This window comes from Bacillus sp. P4_D3, assembly GCF_056401855.1.
On record NZ_JBFUIN010000018.1, the window covers coordinates 19131 to 35651 of the forward strand.

The window sequence follows — 16521 nt, forward strand, 5'->3', positions numbered from 1 at the left end:
TCCATTCAAGATTCTGTTTATTCAATCTTTCTAAAAATAAAAAAATATTAGACTCATAAATATACAAGTTATAATGAGGGCGTCGAGAGATAATCTATTACCTCTAGAGAAAATATCAAACCTAGTTCTGGTGCAAAAATTTTAAAGACCTTGCAAGTAACCTTCTAAAATTGGACATACTGATATGATTACTCTAAGAAAGGTGTGTGATCAGAAGGGAAATTTATTAACACGAAATATGAAAGCGTTATCAACTTGATCTTATTTTGAATTGGTCATTCAAATATCTCAGATTCAACTGCAATTAAAAATAATAAATTATGGGGGTGCTTATATGAACATGAATGTAGCATCTATTAAAGAAAAAAAGGTTGTTAAATACAAAAGTTGTTTTGATGTGATTGGGCCGGTAATGATAGGTCCTTCAAGTTCACATACTGCAGGTGCTTTGGCTATTGGGACAGTTGCCAATAAATTATTTCAAGGTCTTCCAAAAAAAGTCGTGGTAAGGTATTATGAATCATTTGCTGAAACCCATAAAGGACACGGAACTGATTTTGCAATTATTGCTGGGATATTAGGATTTGCTGCCGATGACAGCAAAGTGCCAGATGCTATTAAAATAGCAGAATCTAAAGGAATTGACATTACCTTTATTGAAAAAGTGGGTGATAGTCCTGCTGGTCATCCAAATACGGCAGATGTATATTTAGAGGATGAAAGCCGAAGTATTAGAACGATGGGTATTTCGGTCGGCGGTGGATTAATTGAAGTCAAACATGTTGAAATTGACGGATTTAGCTTAGATCTGCAGGGGCCATTGCCAGTTATTATTGCGATTTCCGAAAGAGCTGACTTTGAATTTGTCTTACGCAGGATCTTTAAACAATATGATGTGGAAATTAACAACTTTCATAGTTTAGAAGAAAACAGAAAATATTTATATGCATTCGCTTTGGATTCGCTATTGCCTGGTTATGTTCAAAAGGAATTAGGAAATTTAAGCAATATAGCTAATATCATTATTCTTTAGTTACTTTAAGGGGTGAAAAAATATGTATATGACCATAAAAGAAATTGTGGATGCAGCTAATAAAAGCCAAAAGCCAATTTATGAATTAGCAATCGAACAGGAAATCGAACAAACTAAAACTTCTTATGAAGAAGCTTGGAGTAAAATGGAAAGAAATTTAACGACTATGGAAAATGCCATAAATAAAAGTATCGAGGGCGACGGGGTATTTTCTCCGACCGGTTTAACCGGAGGTGATGCTGTTAAAATTAAAAACTATCGAGAAAATAGGAAAACTCTTTCTGGAGATTTGATGGTGTTAGGGATTCAAAGTGCTATCGGTGTTAATGAAGTAAATGCTGCATTAGGGGCTATTTGTGCAACCCCAACAGCAGGTGCGAGTGGGACGATCCCGGGAGTCCTATATAGTATTAAAGATACGTTGCAGTTAACTCATGAAGATATGATCCATTTTCTATTCACTTCAGCGTTATTTGGAACGATAGTCGCAAATAACGCTTGTATTTCAGGAGCGTACGGAGGATGTCAAGCTGAAGTAGGCAGTGCCTCAGCAATGGCGGCTGCAGCAGCGGTAGAAGCTGCCGGAGGAACGCCACAGCAATCTTCTGAAGCTTTCTCAACCGCATTACAAAATTTACTCGGTCTAGTTTGTGATCCGGTCGCTGGTTTGGTAGAAATTCCTTGTGTAAAGAGAAACGCCATTGGAACGGCAAATGCTTTGGCAGCAGCGGACATCGCATTAGCCGGCGTAAACAATATCATCAATGCAGACGAAGTTATTGAAGCGATGTATAGAGTCGGAAGACAGATGCCTCGCGAATTAAGAGAGACAGGTTTAGGCGGAATTGCGGCCACACCTACAGGGATTGCCATTAAAAATAAAATCTTTGGGGAGAAACAATCAAATTAATAAACAGTTATCGGAAACATTGTGAAATAGTTAACAATCCTATTCTCTATTGTTCTCCTAAGGATGTCTTTATATTGAGAGCCATTATCACTAAAATATACTACTATATAATTAAAGTGTTTTGTAAGAGCTAACAAACCCATCAGGTTGATGACTAGCGAATTTTTCGATTTTGATCAACTTAGAAGAAGGACACACGATGTGGCGCACTTTGTAAGCAATTCATTTTTCAAGAACGGTCTATATTCCTAAGCCTTAAAAAGAGACGGAAGAATAGGACACAAGGAGGAATTATTATATGAATGGGAATACTGCAAAAAAAATAGAATTTCAGGCTGAAAATACTGCAGTAAAAAATGAGAAATATCCAGATCCTACAAAGTGGCATAAACAGGATACTACCTGGGCATTGAGCCTTTTTGGAACAGCCATTGGAGCAGGAGTACTCTTTTTACCGATTAATGCAGGTTCAGGGGGGGTATTATCATTACTACTAATTACATTACTTGCATATCCAGTTATGTATTACTCACATAGGGCGCTTGCTAAAATGATATATGCTTCCAATTCTGCTGAAGAGGGGATTACAGGTACAATAAGAGAGTATTTTGGAAATAAGGCAAGTATCATTTTTAACATAGTATATTTCGTCTCAATTTATACAATCGTGCTAATGTATTCTGTTGCACTTACAAATACTGCAAGTAGTTTTATCGTGCATCAATTGCACATGCAGGAGCCTCCAAGGGCCATTTTATCGCTTGTATTAGTACTCGGTCTTATCGCTATACTAAATTTTGGTCAAGATATCACTGTAAAGATAATGAGCATACTTGTATATCCTTTCATAGCTTCTCTACTTTTTATCTCAATATCTTTGATTCCACAGTGGAATACGTCAATGCTTAGTTTTTCAAATGTTTCTACTGCTTCAACAGGAACAGGATATTTGGGAACGATATGGATGATACTACCAATCATAGTATTCTCGTTTAATCATTCTCCTATGATTTCGTCATTTGTTATGAAACAGAGAACTACGTATGGAATAGAAGCTACTGATGCCAAATGTGCTCAAATACAAAAAGTTTGTTATATCATGACATTCGCTGTTGTTATGTTCTTTGTTTGGAGCAGTACCTTGAGTTTGACTCCAAATGATCTTATGATGGCAAAAGAACAGAATTTGTCAATCCTATCATATCTTGCTAATGAGCTTAATTCGCCTGTAATCACGATTGCAGCTCCTATCATTGCTTTTGTGGCTATTACAAAGTCTTTCCTTGGCCATTATATAGGAGCATATGAAGTAATGCGTGACATGATTATTAAGTCCGGTAAAACACGCGGGAAAGATATAGGAGAAAAAACAGTTAAGACAATGATTCTTACTTTTGTCGTATTAACATGCTGGTATGTTGCTTATGCAAATCCAAGTATTCTTGGAATCATTGATGCCCTTAGCGGACCGTTAGTTGCTGCTATCTTATGTTTATTACCAATGTATGCAATTCGTAAAGTGCCTGTACTAGCTAAATATAGAGGGAAAATGAGCAATGTATTTGTCATTATTATAGGTATCCTTACCGTCCTAGCAAGTATTAAGTCATTATTCTAATTCACTATTGTTAGTTCTGATGCAAAAATAGTGAGATATGAAAAAAGAACGAAAGATTCCTAGCGGAACTGAATTTTATATTGTTGAACCAAAGAGATCATGGTTTTGGACAAACTTTTCATCTTGGAGAGTTTGTCCTTTTTTGATTATATGCATAACTTCTATTCTTGCAATCACCTTTTTAGCTGTTTGCAATGATTTTAGTCCAAGCATATTAGGGTGTCGTCCCATGTCCATCAAGCTAATAATTTGAAGTATTCCTTAAGGTTCTGATGAGATGTGGATTCAGTGTTAAAGGTGAAGACAACGGTTTTTCCAATGCACGTAGATATGATTTAGAAGAATTTGTTCTCACCCTAAGCTATGCAATTAGTATGAGGAGAGCTTCTTCTGTTTTAGAGGGCTATTCTACAATGTAAGTGCCGCATGACTTCTGCATAACGATCTTCCATTATCGGGCGCATTTCTTAAAAAAGAATTGCATCTTTATTAAGAATCGAAAACCATGAGTGATTTCAATAGCAGCTGTCTCCATGGGAGGAAAGACCTCGATAACAATGTGTGAAACGAAGACATCAATGTTGTAGTCAGTATATTTAGGTAAAAACAAGTCTAAAGTTCCCTTTTTTCTAGGAATCTCGAGCATTCAACCTACTGATAAAGGGAAACCTAAAGGGCATACTAAGATTATATTTAAAATGGGAGGTTATAAATTTGAGTACAATAGAGAATGCATTATCTATCTTCGCCTTAGGCGGATTGAATGAAATCGGAAAAAATATGTATGCAATTGAATATTCAAACAATATCGTGATTATCGACTGTGGCAATAAGTTTCCAGATGAAAGTTTATTAGGAATTGATTTGATTATCCCTGATATAGCTTATTTAGTAGAAAATAAAGATAAAGTCAGGGCTTTAATTGTCACACATGGACATGAAGATCATATCGGGGGGATCCCGTTCTTCTTAAAAAAAGTGAATGTACCCGTTTATGCCACACGCTTCACACTAGGATTAATTGAAATCAAATTAAAAGAACATAAACTCCTAAGAGAAAGTGAACTTATTGAAATCAACTCAAACTCAAACTTGACAATTGGAGAAATAAGGGTAAGTTTTTTCAAAGTGACCCATAGTATTCCTGATTGCTTGGGAATAGTCTTTCACACACCAGAGGGTAATATTGTACATACAGGGGACTTCAAGTTCGATTTAACCCCTGCGAATAATGAGAATTCGGATATTCATAAAATGGCTGCAATCGGCAAAGAAGGGGTCTTGCTTCTATTATCTGAGAGTACCAATGCAGAGCGTCCTGGTTTGACCCCATCGGAACAAATAGTAGGTGAACATGTGGAAGCAGCTTTCATGAAAGCCGAACGCAAAGTTATTCTTTCTACCTTTGCTTCAAATATTAGTCGCGTTCAACAAGTCGTGAATGCAGCACAAAAAACAAATCGAAAAATTGCGTTGCTTGGACGAAGTATGGTTAATGTCGTAGCGGTTGCTATGGAACGTGGTTATTTAACAGTTCCAGATGGAATGTTAATTGACCCACATGAAATCAATGAAATGGCTCCTGAAAGGGTGGCCATTTTATGCACGGGGAGTCAAGGAGAACCATTGGCTGCTCTTGCTCGCCTGTCCACAGGAAACTTTCGCGGTGTCGACATTTTACCTGAAGATACGGTTATCTTTGCAGCAGGTCCAATACCCGGGAATGAACGAAATATCACGAGTATCGTAGACAACTTATTTGCCTTTGGAGCCAAAGTGATTTATGGATCAGGAAGTACATCCGGAATGCATGTTTCTGGCCATGGTTATCAAGAAGATTTAAAACTAATGCTTACATTAATGAAACCAAAATATTTTATTCCCATTCACGGTGAATTTAGAATGCTGCACCATCACCGTTTGTTAGGGGAATCCGTTGGAGTAGAGCAAGGAAACACGTTTATCATCAATAATGGGGATGTCGTCGATATTGAACATACCATTGCCCGTCAGACCCGGAAAATACCGGTGGGGAATACCTACATAGACGGGGCGGATGTCGATAATATTGGGGAAATTGTGTTACGAGACCGCAAACAACTTTCAGAGGATGGGATGCTCATGATTATTTTAACTATGAGCAAAGCGGAAGGAACGTTGATTTCTGACCCCGATACCATTTCTCGTGGATTTGTGGATAGAGATTTCTCGGAACTCCGAAGAGACGTTAATCGACTTACTATAAAAACTGTTAACGAGCTACAAGAAGCAAATAGAAACTCATGGAATGTAATGAAAAAACAAATAAAAAAATCAATACGACAATATGTATATACACATACTAAGAAAAAACCAATGATTGTACCTATACTTATTGAAATTTAATAGGGGGAAGTTTAAAAAAAAATGAATTAATTGATTTTCAACAATTGGGCACAATTCTCTAATAAGAATTGTGCTCTTTCTTTTGTATTGGACCATTTAATGGAATAAGAATCCCAAGCAAAATTTAATATTTGTGAAGGATTGCACTTAAACTAAAGGGCAGGTGTAGAGTGACTATATAGGTATTTAATTTTAAAACTTCAAACACACATAACCCCATGCTGATTTTAGGATGGGGTCAAAATAAAATAGAAGAAATTAATAAGGTGCAGCAAGCAAACCTTTTAGAAATGGAAAAGAGACTACTAAGCGAATTATAGAGAGAACAAAAAAAGCATCCAGTGGGGTGCTTTTTTGGGGGGAATAATAAAAGTCCAGCAATTACGCATTGCTGAACTTTTATTATTTATTCTTTCCTATTCTGCCTAAGCTATCTTTAATAGTTGTTTCTCCAAGCTGTGTGTATAATAAGGCCGTATCTTGGCTAGTATGCCCAAGTTGCTGCATCACTTGTAACGAGTCTTTTTCTTCCATATATAACTTATTTGCCAATGTATGTCTTAATTTATGAGGAGACATTCTTTTACCAAAGGCCTTAGTATATTTTTCTACTATATCTTGGATAGCCCTAACCGAAAGAGGCTGTGCAGTATGTTTATACTTCGATAAAAATACATTTTTTAATTCTTTCCCTGGAGCATATTTCTTATCTCTAATTTCCATATACTTTTCAAGATCATTCAATGCAATTGGGGTAATCCATACAGAATCTTCTTTGTTTCCTTTTCGGATTACATCAATTAGCCTTTCTTTTAAGTTTATATCTTCCATACGAAGATCGGCCAATTCACTTACACGAATACCACTACCAAGAAAGAGGGAGAGAATAGCTACATCACGATCTTTATCTCTTAGGAAATAGAACAACTGATGTTTTGTTAAAGATTTTTCATGTTCGTACTTAATGTAATTCAAAAACTCTTGATCGTCATCATTATGAAATATTTTAGATCTCATACGTTTTGCACGGGCATTTAATGTTTCTTTATCTTTATGTATTTCAATTTTAGCCATTACATTTCTATAAAAATAACATTCTCCATCATCATTCTCTGATAGGGAGGTAAGGTACTTAAATAAAGACTTTAAGGCTGAAATTTTTCTGTTAACAGAGGAATTCTGCATATTTTGTTGTAGTTTTAAAAACCTCATAAAGTTCTCAACATCTTTTTTCTTTAAATTCTCCAAATCAGAGAAGGATATGTCTTTAATGGGCTTAAATTCAATAATTTGTTCAGATAATAGCCAATTAAAGAAGACTCTAAAATCATATACATAATTCAGTAGAGTGGAGGGAGAGGCATCATGCAATTCTTTGTACTCCACAAATTCTTCTATGTAAAAGGGCATTTCATTTATATTCTCGTATAATTTCTTACGATGTACTGATTTTTGACGTTGCTTGCTGTAATCCATAAAAATCACCTCATATATACTATAACAGAAAATATACACGAACACAAGTTCGCGTTAAATTCAATTTTTACACGAACTTATTTACATAATTAAATTATGAAACACTAAAATTCACTCGAAATTGAATGGGAAAGTGTAATTGTTCTAATAAAAGTTATAGATAACCAAGTGATAAATTCATATTTGGCTATAAAAATTATATATGTATATAAAATAAAACGATTTTCAAATATAAATTCTAATAAAATGATTACATGAAAACAGTTTAAAAGTCGTTATAAAATGTGAATTGGTTAATTTAATCAAGGTTAATCAGGAGTTAGTTAGATCAACACAAGAAAAGCTCTTATAAATAAAAATGTAATTCACTATAAAAATTGCTTATGAGTCATTCAGCATTTGATTATTCTTATATGAAATATGAATTATATGGCGTGTATAAATATACTAAGATTCGTGCACTTGAGCTTGAAATCCCTAGATACTGTATTTGATTTTTATATAATCGCATTATTATGCGTAAAATTGGTATTTCGTGCGAAGTTGTTGAGGGTTTGTTTTTTCTCCCTTCTTTCAATTCTTTTATGTTCATCCAACAGAATTTATTATTCACTTTTCATCAGTAAGTAATATTTTTTGATTCCAGATCTGTCCGCTTTTACATATCTTTGTTTATTGTACGTTTACTAATAGAGTGCAAACAACATAACAACACACATTTAGTTAAATTTAAGACAAAACAGCTAAGTTAATCCCTTAGGGGTAAATCGGCTGTATTATATTCGAAACTAAGATGTTTATAATATCGAAAGAGATGGTTTCTTTTATTGCTTTTTACGTCAAAAATGTTCTTTATTACTCTTGTTTTATGTAAAAGTTGAGCCCAATGTAATTCTAATACAGAATTGAAAATATAGCTTTGAAATTCTTTTAACTGTCTCAATAAGATAAGGATTCTTTTCATTTTGAGACTGACTCCCCTCTAATTTCCACAACTTCTGATAAGATAGGTTATGTAAACTAAGTAAAAGTAAGCGATTGTGGATACCTTTATATCAGCGGGTTTCCAGCAGCCTACCTTTCCCTACTATTACACGATTACAATACAAACTCACACCACATGACTCGTATGTATCAACATAACAAACCATAGTTCCCACCAAATGAATTAGATTGCTGCGGTGGTAAGATATATGTTAGTTTGTGATTTAGTATAAAAATGGACCATTTATTTTCATTCTAAGATGCAGGCATTGTAATAGTTGTTAGAAAAACTATTGATTTCTATGGTATAGCGCGGGTTCGTGTATCTATACGTTGCTATAATCCCCTACTATTTCAAACGTGCTTTTTATGATATTTATGCAGGATTCCCCCTTACATGTACCGAAACTCCAAGAGGGATCCATTCCACTAATTACCATCCCTATTTCTTACTATCGCATTTTGGAGGTTAAAACATGACAAAAAAACGGAACATACAAAAATCAGCACTTTCCATTACCCTTCTCTTATCTTTAGGGGTTTCATCTTTTCCAATTACATCGCCTATTCACGCGGATACACGCGCGGAACAATCTGTAGAAAAGAAACAAATCACTTTAACCGATCGTACGACATTATTTTTTGAATATCTCCAGCAAGGTAAATATGCAGAAGCCCTGCAATTAACATCCACTGCTTTTCAGTCGAAGTTTACTGCACAAAAATTGCAAGATTGGTGGACACAAAGTAGTGGTGGTGGAATTAAAAACATCGGAACAGCAGAAGTAAAAGAACGTAACTTGGTTCATCAGACAGTTGAGATTCCAATAGAGTTCGAAGGAACTACGATTCCAGTTTTGCTTAGATTCACACCAGGCGGGAAAGTAGATGACGTTGGGCAAAGGACACCTAAAAAAACATATGCCATACCGCATCCTATCTATGATCGACCTGACTCCTATCAAGAACGAGAAATCGTAATTGGAAATTCTACATACCCTTTACCAGCCACGTTAACGATTCCGAAACATAAGCCTGGTGAAAAGGTGCCCGTTGTTGTTCTTGTTCATGGTTCTGGTATGAATGATCGTGATAGTACAAACATGGGGACAAAATTGTTTAGAGACCTTGCAGCGGGCCTTTCATCTAACGGGATTGCAGTCTTACGCTATGAAAAACGTTCTTTAGAACACACATTAAAGATGAGTGCGGAACCTATTACCTTAGACCGAGATACAACAGAAGATGCCATATACGCAGCAAAATCAGCAGCGCAGCAAGAAGGCATTGACCCAAGTAACATTTTCATTCTCGGACATAGCCAAGGAGGTGGCGCGATGCCGCGTATACTGAGCAAAGCACCTTCTTCACTTGTTCGAGGCAGTATATTACTAGCACCACCCGCACGACCTATGACTGATATGCTCATTGATCAGTATCAATACCTCGGGGCACCAAAGGAAGTAATCGATGAACTAAAAAGACAATTCGCCTATTACCAGGATCCTACTTTTGATCCAGACCACCCACCAACTGGTTACAATTATCCATCCCCGCATTTCATGTATGATGTTGCTCGCTGGCGCCCTGTTGAGGAAGCAAAAACACAAAAAGAACCATTATTGATTCTGCAAGGAGCACGCGATTATCAAGTAACAGTAAAAGATGAATTTACAAGATGGCAAGAAGGACTCTCAAACCGCGGGAATATTCAGTTCAAAACATATCCGAAATTGAACCATGCCTTTACAGAAGGAGATGGTGATTTAAGTCTTCCTAGTGAGTATGAAATTCCTGCAAATGTTCCCGAGTACGTCATTCAGGACATTATTAAATGGGTCAATGAGACAAAAAAATAAGTAAACTTGTAAAAAACTTTCACGCAATAATCATTGCATGAAGGTTTTTTGTTACTAGTGATTTCATCCAAGTGATACAGACACATCTAATATTCTCATTATCATTTCATTTTATATTTACATAGTTTGCAGCCAAACTTCGTTTTTTCAACGTACAATGAATTATAGCAATTACTCACAATTGGTTTTGGTGCAAAAATAAAATAAAAGAGAATAAAGTGCATATATCCCTAACAGAATTGCATTTTATGCTACCAGTCCAAACAATTGATGGATGAATTCTTTCTGATTTTGAACAGATTGGTCCCGTAAATCAATCTGTTCTTTTTTGATCATATGCATGGCTTCAACACCTCTCAATATAGAAGTTGCTGTTTTAAATGACTTGAATCCCAACATAGAACGCACGCGTTTCTTAATAAAACGATGATCTTGTTCCACTATATTATTGAGATATCTAACTTGCCTTAATTGTATGCCTTCAGGCATATGTTTCTCTTCTTTTAACTCTTGAATCGCTACAGGGTAGGCAGGGTTCTTATCTACTGTTATCACACGAGGTTTAGACACGTACGAAAAAGCCAAGACTTTCTTGAAAAAGCGCTTGGCTGCTTGTTTATCTCTTGATTTACTTAGATAAAAATCAATGGTGTTCCCTTCGGAATCTACAGCACGATATAAATACATCCATTGACCCTTTACTTTGATATAGGTTTCATCGACCCTCCATGAGTCATTTGTTGATTTAAGATGATAGCGTACTTTCTCTTCTAATTGAGGTCCATATTGATGAACCCAGCGCATAATTGTTGTGTGAGCGATTGATAACCCTCGTTCTTCCATCATTTCCACCAGGTTACGAAAGCTCAAATTGTACCGCAGGTACCATCTTACTGTTAATAAGATCAGTTCAGGCTGATAATGTTTCCACTTGAATAGGTTTTGCTTTTCCATACTAATCACGTCCTTTTTAGAGTACTAGTATCAGTATGTCCAAGTTTAAGAGATTTTTTGCACCAGAACCAAAAAAGCAGTCTTTAAGAATATTTTTAGGTTTACATAGTTACCGATAATAGGTATTATGTAAATTTTATTAATACCTAAATACCTTTAAAAAATAAATATTTTAGTAACTGATGCTTAATGTGGAAATGGTAACTCGCGAAAAAATGTCGAATTTAACAGAAAATTGTATATTTTTGTTGTTTTATTTTTATTTTCATGCTAGACTTATAATTACAAAGAAAGAGTATACAAAAACCCTTAGCGATATAATTGTCGGAATTTTTAGTTTTATTCGTCAGTTTGCTTTAAATCATTGACATGTGTGTATGCATTTTTTCCTCCACTCTTTCTTTGCTGTGCCCTTTAGAAAAAAACAACTTGTCCTTGTCCAAGTTGTTTTTTTCTGTAAAGATTGCATTTATTGTTTATGATAGTTGAGGTAGTAATTCAAAAAAGCACCTATCAGGGAGATAGTTTTTAAGGTGAGTTTTTGGAAAGCATTTTTATGAAAAATTGACGGGAATCATTTGAAAATTAAAATAACCCCTCTTTTCTGTGTACCTCGACACATTTAATTTGTATAATAGAAAAACTAAGAAAATTAAAAAAATAACACATATGCATGTTTACATACATAGGGGTGAGAGAATATGTACAAACTGACCGAGATTATTGACGTAACAGAAATACAAACTATGGCAGAACACTTTTATCTTTTAACACAGATTTCACATCAGCTGCTTGATTGCAACGGAGGAATCATATTTCATTACGGCACACCGTCCTCTGATATACATTTACATACAAAAATTCATGTCCCTATTATATTCAATGAAAATACAATTGGTGATTTTGTGATTTTGTCGCCTAAAGATAGTATTGAATCTTGCACTATATACTTTAAATCCCTTGCAACGATTATAACGAATAAAGGAATGAATACATTACAGCAATTGCAGGAAGATCAATCTATCCCTGCTGAAAAATTATATACGATTTTACACCACATGCCCGTTATGGTTGATGCTTGTGATGAAGAAGGGAATATTGTCATATGGAACCGAGAGTGTGAACTTGTAACAGGTTATAGTGCCGCTGAAATTATTAACAATCCTTGCGCGTTAGAACTACTTTATCCAGATGAAACGTATCGGAACCAGTTACTTCATGGATTTTCTGAACTCGGTAAAAAATTTCGTGATTGGGAAATGACACTTACTTGTAAAAACGGTGATGAAAAAACAATCCTGTGGTCAAACCTTTCAGAAGAATTCCCTGTTCCTGGATACAGTCACTGGGCAGTTGGTATTGATATCACGCATCGGAAACAGGTAGAAGAGAAACTTATAGAAAAATCTTCAGAGTTAGAATTAATTTTTAAAGCACTTCCAGACTTATGTTTTTTAACAAGACTTGACGGAGTAATCGTTGATTATAAAGCTGGCTGTCCATCAAGATTTTATGTACCTGCCGAACAATTTATGTATAAAAAATTTCAGGATGTGTTACCTTTAGATGTTGCCCTGCAGCTACAAGAAGCAATTGCAAGGGTACAGCAGAATAATTCCATAGAAATTGTAGATTACTCCTTGCTCATGCATAATAGTATTTACTTTTTTGAARCACGATGTTTACCGCTATTAACAGATAAAGTGATGGTTATGGTTCGCGATATTACAGAGCGGAAAAAGACAGCGGAACTATTAAATAAATCAGATAAATTAGCTACTGTCGGTCAACTCGCTGCAGGGGTTGCACATGAAGTGCGAAACCCACTCACTGTTATTAAAGGATTTATACAATTATTAGAGATACAAATGAAACATGAATCAAAATATTTTCAACTCATACTTTCTGAAATTGAGCACATTGAATCTATTATTCATGAATTTTTATCGATTGCTAAGCCTGAGGTATGTTCTTTTGAACAAGAGAGCATCGATGTAATTTTAGAAAACGTTGTATCATTAATTAACACAAAGGCAATTATGACAAATATTCATGTCACATTCCAAACGGATCCTGACGTTGTATATATTGATTGTTGTAAAAAACAATTAAAACAAGTGTTTATCAATATTTTACAAAATTCGATTGAAGCAATGCCACATGGGGGAGACATAATCATTACCACTAAGAAAGTAAGTAACAATGAGGTGGAAATTTGTATTTCAGATGAGGGGATTGGTATTCCGGAAGAAAGAATTGCAAAACTTGCTGAACCTTTTTATAGTACGAAAGAAAAAGGAACAGGTCTCGGTTTAATGATTAGTTACAAAATTATTGAAAGTCATCAGGGCAGAATTTGTATAACAAGTAAAGTTGGAGTAGGAACCTCGGTGTACATTTATTTACCGCTTTTGCAAGATGTTTAAATACGGACTTAAATGAAATTATGCATGTTATTTTGAGATTACATGTGTACAAGCGGCCTTGTGGGTATACTCCCAAAATTTTCTCAACAAAAAAATCCCCGTAAAGCATATACACTTTACGGGGAGAGCCTGTTTTCTATCTTATTATATACGTACAGCCGTACCGCTTACAGCAACCATTAACATACCATCACGAACAACTTCGTAGTCTACGTCAACACCAACGATTGCATTAGCACCTTTTTGTCTTGCAAGTTCTTTCATTTCGTCCATTGCAATATCACGTGCTTCTTTTAATTTACTTTCATAAGCACCAGCACGACCACCGACAACATCACGAACTGAAGCGAATAAATCGCGAACAATATTCGCACCCATAATAGCTTCACCATTTACAATATCAATATATTCACTAATCTCTTTCCCTTGAATTCCCTGCGTTGTTGTTACAATCATGATTGACCCTCTCCTATAACTTATAATTTTTATTTGGCGTTTCTTATGTCTTTATTATGACATGGAAAAAGTAGCTAAACTATCTAATAACCTTACAGGAATGTGACATTTTTGTAAGGAAGATTTACTCATTTTCTAATCGGATTTCTTTAAATATTAGACGAGAAATCTAAAGCAAATACCGCGGAAAATATATGTTTTTTTACAGATGATGGTTAAGTTCAAACATACTTTTAATACCCCAAAATCTCTACCTCAGCTGCAGAAGCATATCCATTCTTTCCATTTGTCACTTCTATTTTTACATATTTAGCAGCAACCGGTTCAAATGTTACTGTTTTTTTATCCTTATCACTTTCCCATGTTCCAGACGATACTTTTTCTTACTTAAGACCATCCACACTCGTATAGATATTCTAATTTAAAATATGACCATTTTCTGACCAATCTTGTCGAGATAGATATACTAATTCTGTAATTGTTCGCTTTCCATCAAGCTCTAGCAATAAAAAAGCCTTGCTGATTGCAATACTCCTCTCCTCATTTCATCCAATTGTGTATCGACTATCCTCTGAAACAAGTAAACTTATATGATCAATTTTGACACGACATTTCCCTAACCTCCGCTTTACTTCCGATTGTAATTTCTTGTTTGCTTCTTCTAAAGAATGTGCTGGAATAATTGCTGATTGTAAGTCTGTTACCTTGCCATCATACATCACAGAAAAATCAATTTCATATCGATGTATCATGATTTCCCCACTTCCTTTCCAATAGTTCACTTACAACTCATCCTTATATGCTTTTTGTTTTTGTATATTTTTACAATCACACTATGTTTCTTCACAATCCTCGCTAACCCTGCCAAAATAATCTTTAAAAATTCCAATACTTAATAAAATATATGCAACAACCGTGAACCACCCGCCACTTAACGTCCTAACGGACTGTCTGAAGTGGGGGCTTCTCGGTTAGTCGTTACTTTTGATAGCTAACGAATTAGTCCTTAGACAGCCGAGCTAACTCCCTTGTTCCAAAGGTTATTTTATTGCTATTTATGCTAACGCTAATAGACGTATTGCTTCATTTTTGATATTGATAGCTGAGTTATAATCTCTATCGAGATTTATACCACATATACAAGAATATACTCGTTCAGACAATGATATATCTTTCACAATTCCACAATTGCTACATGTTTTTGTGGAAGGAAACCATTTGTCTATTTTCACAAGTTGTTTGCCTTGTTCTTGTAGTTTATAAGCTAAAAAAGAAGTGAACATACCCCAACCATTGTCAGCAACACTTTTTCCAAAATGAAGTGATTGCGATATCCCTTTCATGTTTAGGTCTTCAATAGCTACAACATCAAAATTAATAGCTAACTCTTTAGACTCATGATGAAGAAAATTCTTTCGTTGGTTCGCTACTTTTTCATGTAATTTCGCTACACGAATACGTTGTTTGTTCCAACGTTCTGAGCCTTTAGAACGTCTTGCTAATACTCGTTGTACCTTTGCTAATTGGTCTAACATTTTACGATAAAACTTAGGATAGTTGGCTTTCTCATCCTCAGAACTAACGTATAATCCATCCATCGCAAAGTCTAATCCAACAACTGTTTCTACTTCTTTTTGTACAATCTCTTTTTCGTATTCAGTCAAGATGGACACATAGTATTTACCAGTAGGTGTCATAGAAATCGTACATGACTTGATCATATGGTCTTGTGGTATTTCTCTATGCTGTTTGATACGTACCATTTTCAATTTTGGCAATTTGATATGACCAKTWAGCAACATAATATTTCCGTTTACTACATTCGTTGTATATGATTTTCTACCTTTTTTGCTTTTGAATGTAGGAAAGTCATTTTGACCACTAAAGAAATTCTTATAGGCAGTTTGCAAGTTTAGTTGAGCATTTGCCAAAGCTAATGAATCAACTTCTTTTAACCACTCAAATTCTGCTTTRTATTTCGCAGGAGTTGGAAGCTTTTGTTTCTTTAGTTGTTCCTTATCATCTTTGTATTTTTCGTAAGCTTCTTTCCGTTCWGCTAACATTCTGTTATACACGAAACGTACACAACCGAAGGTTTTACGCATAAGATATGCTTGTTCTTCTGTTGGATACAAACGGAATTTATATGCTTTATTATGCTTTGTCATATCATTCCACCTCACTTTTCACCTTGATTTTCAATATACTTCTTTACCACATCTATTGGTGGACCACCAGTAGTTAGTAAGCAAAAACTTCTTGACCAAAACATCTCTTTCCAAAGTTTCTTTTTTACTTGTGGAAAATCTCTTTTAATGAGTCGAGAACTTGCACTTTTATAAGCATTAATGAATTTTGTCATTTCTGTATTAGGATGTGCCTTGAACAARATATGTACATGGTCAACATCATGATTCCAC

General features: G+C 35.1%; 12 protein-coding genes and 2 pseudogenes. 6 read left to right on the forward strand and 8 right to left on the reverse strand.

Translation table 11 applies throughout. The features are described 5' to 3' along the window. Positions 1–334: 334 nt before the first annotated feature. The 3 genes from sdaAB to AC1DTM_RS05685 all read left to right on the forward strand — a co-directional run bounded on the left by sdaAB (position 335) and on the right by AC1DTM_RS05685 (position 3561). Positions 335–1033: an L-serine ammonia-lyase, iron-sulfur-dependent subunit beta gene (gene sdaAB, locus AC1DTM_RS05675; protein WP_088073918.1), complete on the forward strand. Its 699-nt coding sequence runs from the start codon at positions 335–337 to the stop codon at positions 1031–1033. Between the two features lie 22 nt (positions 1034–1055). Next, positions 1056–1943: an L-serine ammonia-lyase, iron-sulfur-dependent, subunit alpha gene (gene sdaAA, locus AC1DTM_RS05680; RefSeq protein ID WP_088099333.1), complete on the forward strand. Its 888-nt coding sequence runs from the start codon at positions 1056–1058 to the stop codon at positions 1941–1943. Positions 1944–2241: 298 nt separating this feature from the next. Continuing rightward, entirely contained in the window at positions 2242–3561 is a 1320-nt protein-coding gene (locus AC1DTM_RS05685) for an aromatic amino acid transport family protein (protein ID WP_088099334.1), read from the forward strand. 75 nt (positions 3562–3636) lie between these two features. Here the strand turns inward: AC1DTM_RS05685 and AC1DTM_RS05690 are convergent. Beyond that, positions 3637–3777, reverse strand: a pseudogene (locus AC1DTM_RS05690) (IS6 family transposase); the annotation flags it as partial. A gap of 498 nt (positions 3778–4275) precedes the next feature. Between AC1DTM_RS05690 and AC1DTM_RS05695 the strand changes: the two are divergent. Beyond that, positions 4276–5946 carry a ribonuclease J gene (locus AC1DTM_RS05695; RefSeq protein WP_088099335.1) on the forward strand — a complete coding sequence of 557 codons (1671 nt, stop codon included), beginning with the start codon at positions 4276–4278 and terminating at the stop codon, positions 5944–5946. Positions 5947–6348: 402 nt separating this feature from the next. On the opposite strand, the gene xerS is transcribed toward AC1DTM_RS05695, so the two are convergent. Beyond that, the gene (xerS, locus tag AC1DTM_RS05700; RefSeq protein WP_088099336.1) at positions 6349–7422 is read right to left on the reverse strand and encodes a tyrosine recombinase XerS; all 1074 of its coding nucleotides are present in this window, start codon (positions 7420–7422) and stop codon (positions 6349–6351) included. Between the two features lie 1460 nt (positions 7423–8882). Between xerS and AC1DTM_RS05705 the strand changes: the two genes are divergently transcribed. Continuing rightward, entirely contained in the window at positions 8883–10265 is a 1383-nt protein-coding gene (locus tag AC1DTM_RS05705; protein ID WP_016103681.1) for an alpha/beta hydrolase, read from the forward strand. A 246-nt stretch (positions 10266–10511) separates the two neighbouring features. Here AC1DTM_RS05705 and AC1DTM_RS05710 read toward each other — a convergent pair whose 3' ends face one another. Further along, the gene (locus AC1DTM_RS05710) at positions 10512–11219 is read right to left on the reverse strand and encodes an IS6 family transposase (RefSeq protein ID WP_016103682.1); all 708 of its coding nucleotides are present in this window, start codon (positions 11217–11219) and stop codon (positions 10512–10514) included. Positions 11220–11920: 701 nt separating this feature from the next. On the opposite strand from AC1DTM_RS05710, the gene AC1DTM_RS05715 reads away from it, so the two are divergent. Further along, positions 11921–13645 carry a PAS domain-containing sensor histidine kinase gene (locus tag AC1DTM_RS05715; RefSeq protein WP_477000080.1) on the forward strand — a complete coding sequence of 575 codons (1725 nt, stop codon included), beginning with the start codon at positions 11921–11923 and terminating at the stop codon, positions 13643–13645. Positions 13646–13789: 144 nt separating this feature from the next. Here AC1DTM_RS05715 and AC1DTM_RS05720 read toward each other — a convergent pair whose 3' ends face one another. From AC1DTM_RS05720 to tnpA, 5 genes and pseudogenes are all read right to left on the reverse strand, one after another. Continuing rightward, positions 13790–14101 carry a heavy metal-binding domain-containing protein gene (locus AC1DTM_RS05720; protein ID WP_000637500.1) on the reverse strand — a complete coding sequence of 104 codons (312 nt, stop codon included), beginning with the start codon at positions 14099–14101 and terminating at the stop codon, positions 13790–13792. 233 nt (positions 14102–14334) lie between these two features. Continuing rightward, positions 14335–14610 (reverse strand): annotated as a pseudogene (locus AC1DTM_RS05725) (discoidin domain-containing protein); the annotation flags it as partial. 36 nt (positions 14611–14646) lie between these two features. Then, on the reverse strand, positions 14647–14853 hold the full coding sequence (locus AC1DTM_RS05730; RefSeq protein ID WP_033658980.1) for a hypothetical protein: 207 nt from the start codon (positions 14851–14853) through the stop codon (positions 14647–14649). Between the two features lie 303 nt (positions 14854–15156). Next, positions 15157–16269, reverse strand: coding sequence for an RNA-guided endonuclease TnpB family protein (locus tag AC1DTM_RS05735; RefSeq protein ID WP_477000081.1), 1113 nt, complete (start codon positions 16267–16269; stop codon positions 15157–15159). A gap of 11 nt (positions 16270–16280) precedes the next feature. Further along, positions 16281–16521, reverse strand: a 241-nt coding sequence (gene tnpA, locus AC1DTM_RS05740; RefSeq protein WP_477000082.1) for an IS200/IS605 family transposase, incomplete at its 5' end; no start/stop codon positions are given.

What these genes read in the sequence shown, in the direction of transcription:
- sdaAB (WP_088073918.1), top strand. Translation starts at nt 335, where the DNA reads ATGAACATGAATGTAGCATCTATTAAAGAAAAAAAGGTTGTTAAATAC.
- sdaAA (WP_088099333.1), top strand. Translation starts at nt 1,056, where the DNA reads ATGTATATGACCATAAAAGAAATTGTGGATGCAGCTAATAAAAGCCAA.
- AC1DTM_RS05685 (WP_088099334.1), top strand. Translation starts at nt 2,242, where the DNA reads ATGAATGGGAATACTGCAAAAAAAATAGAATTTCAGGCTGAAAATACT.
- xerS (WP_088099336.1), bottom strand. Translation starts at nt 7,422, where the DNA reads ATGGATTACAGCAAGCAACGTCAAAAATCAGTACATCGTAAGAAATTA.
- AC1DTM_RS05705 (WP_016103681.1), top strand. Translation starts at nt 8,883, where the DNA reads ATGACAAAAAAACGGAACATACAAAAATCAGCACTTTCCATTACCCTT.
- AC1DTM_RS05710 (WP_016103682.1), bottom strand. Translation starts at nt 11,219, where the DNA reads ATGGAAAAGCAAAACCTATTCAAGTGGAAACATTATCAGCCTGAACTG.
- AC1DTM_RS05720 (WP_000637500.1), bottom strand. Translation starts at nt 14,101, where the DNA reads ATGATTGTAACAACAACGCAGGGAATTCAAGGGAAAGAGATTAGTGAA.
- AC1DTM_RS05730 (WP_033658980.1), bottom strand. Translation starts at nt 14,853, where the DNA reads ATGATACATCGATATGAAATTGATTTTTCTGTGATGTATGATGGCAAG.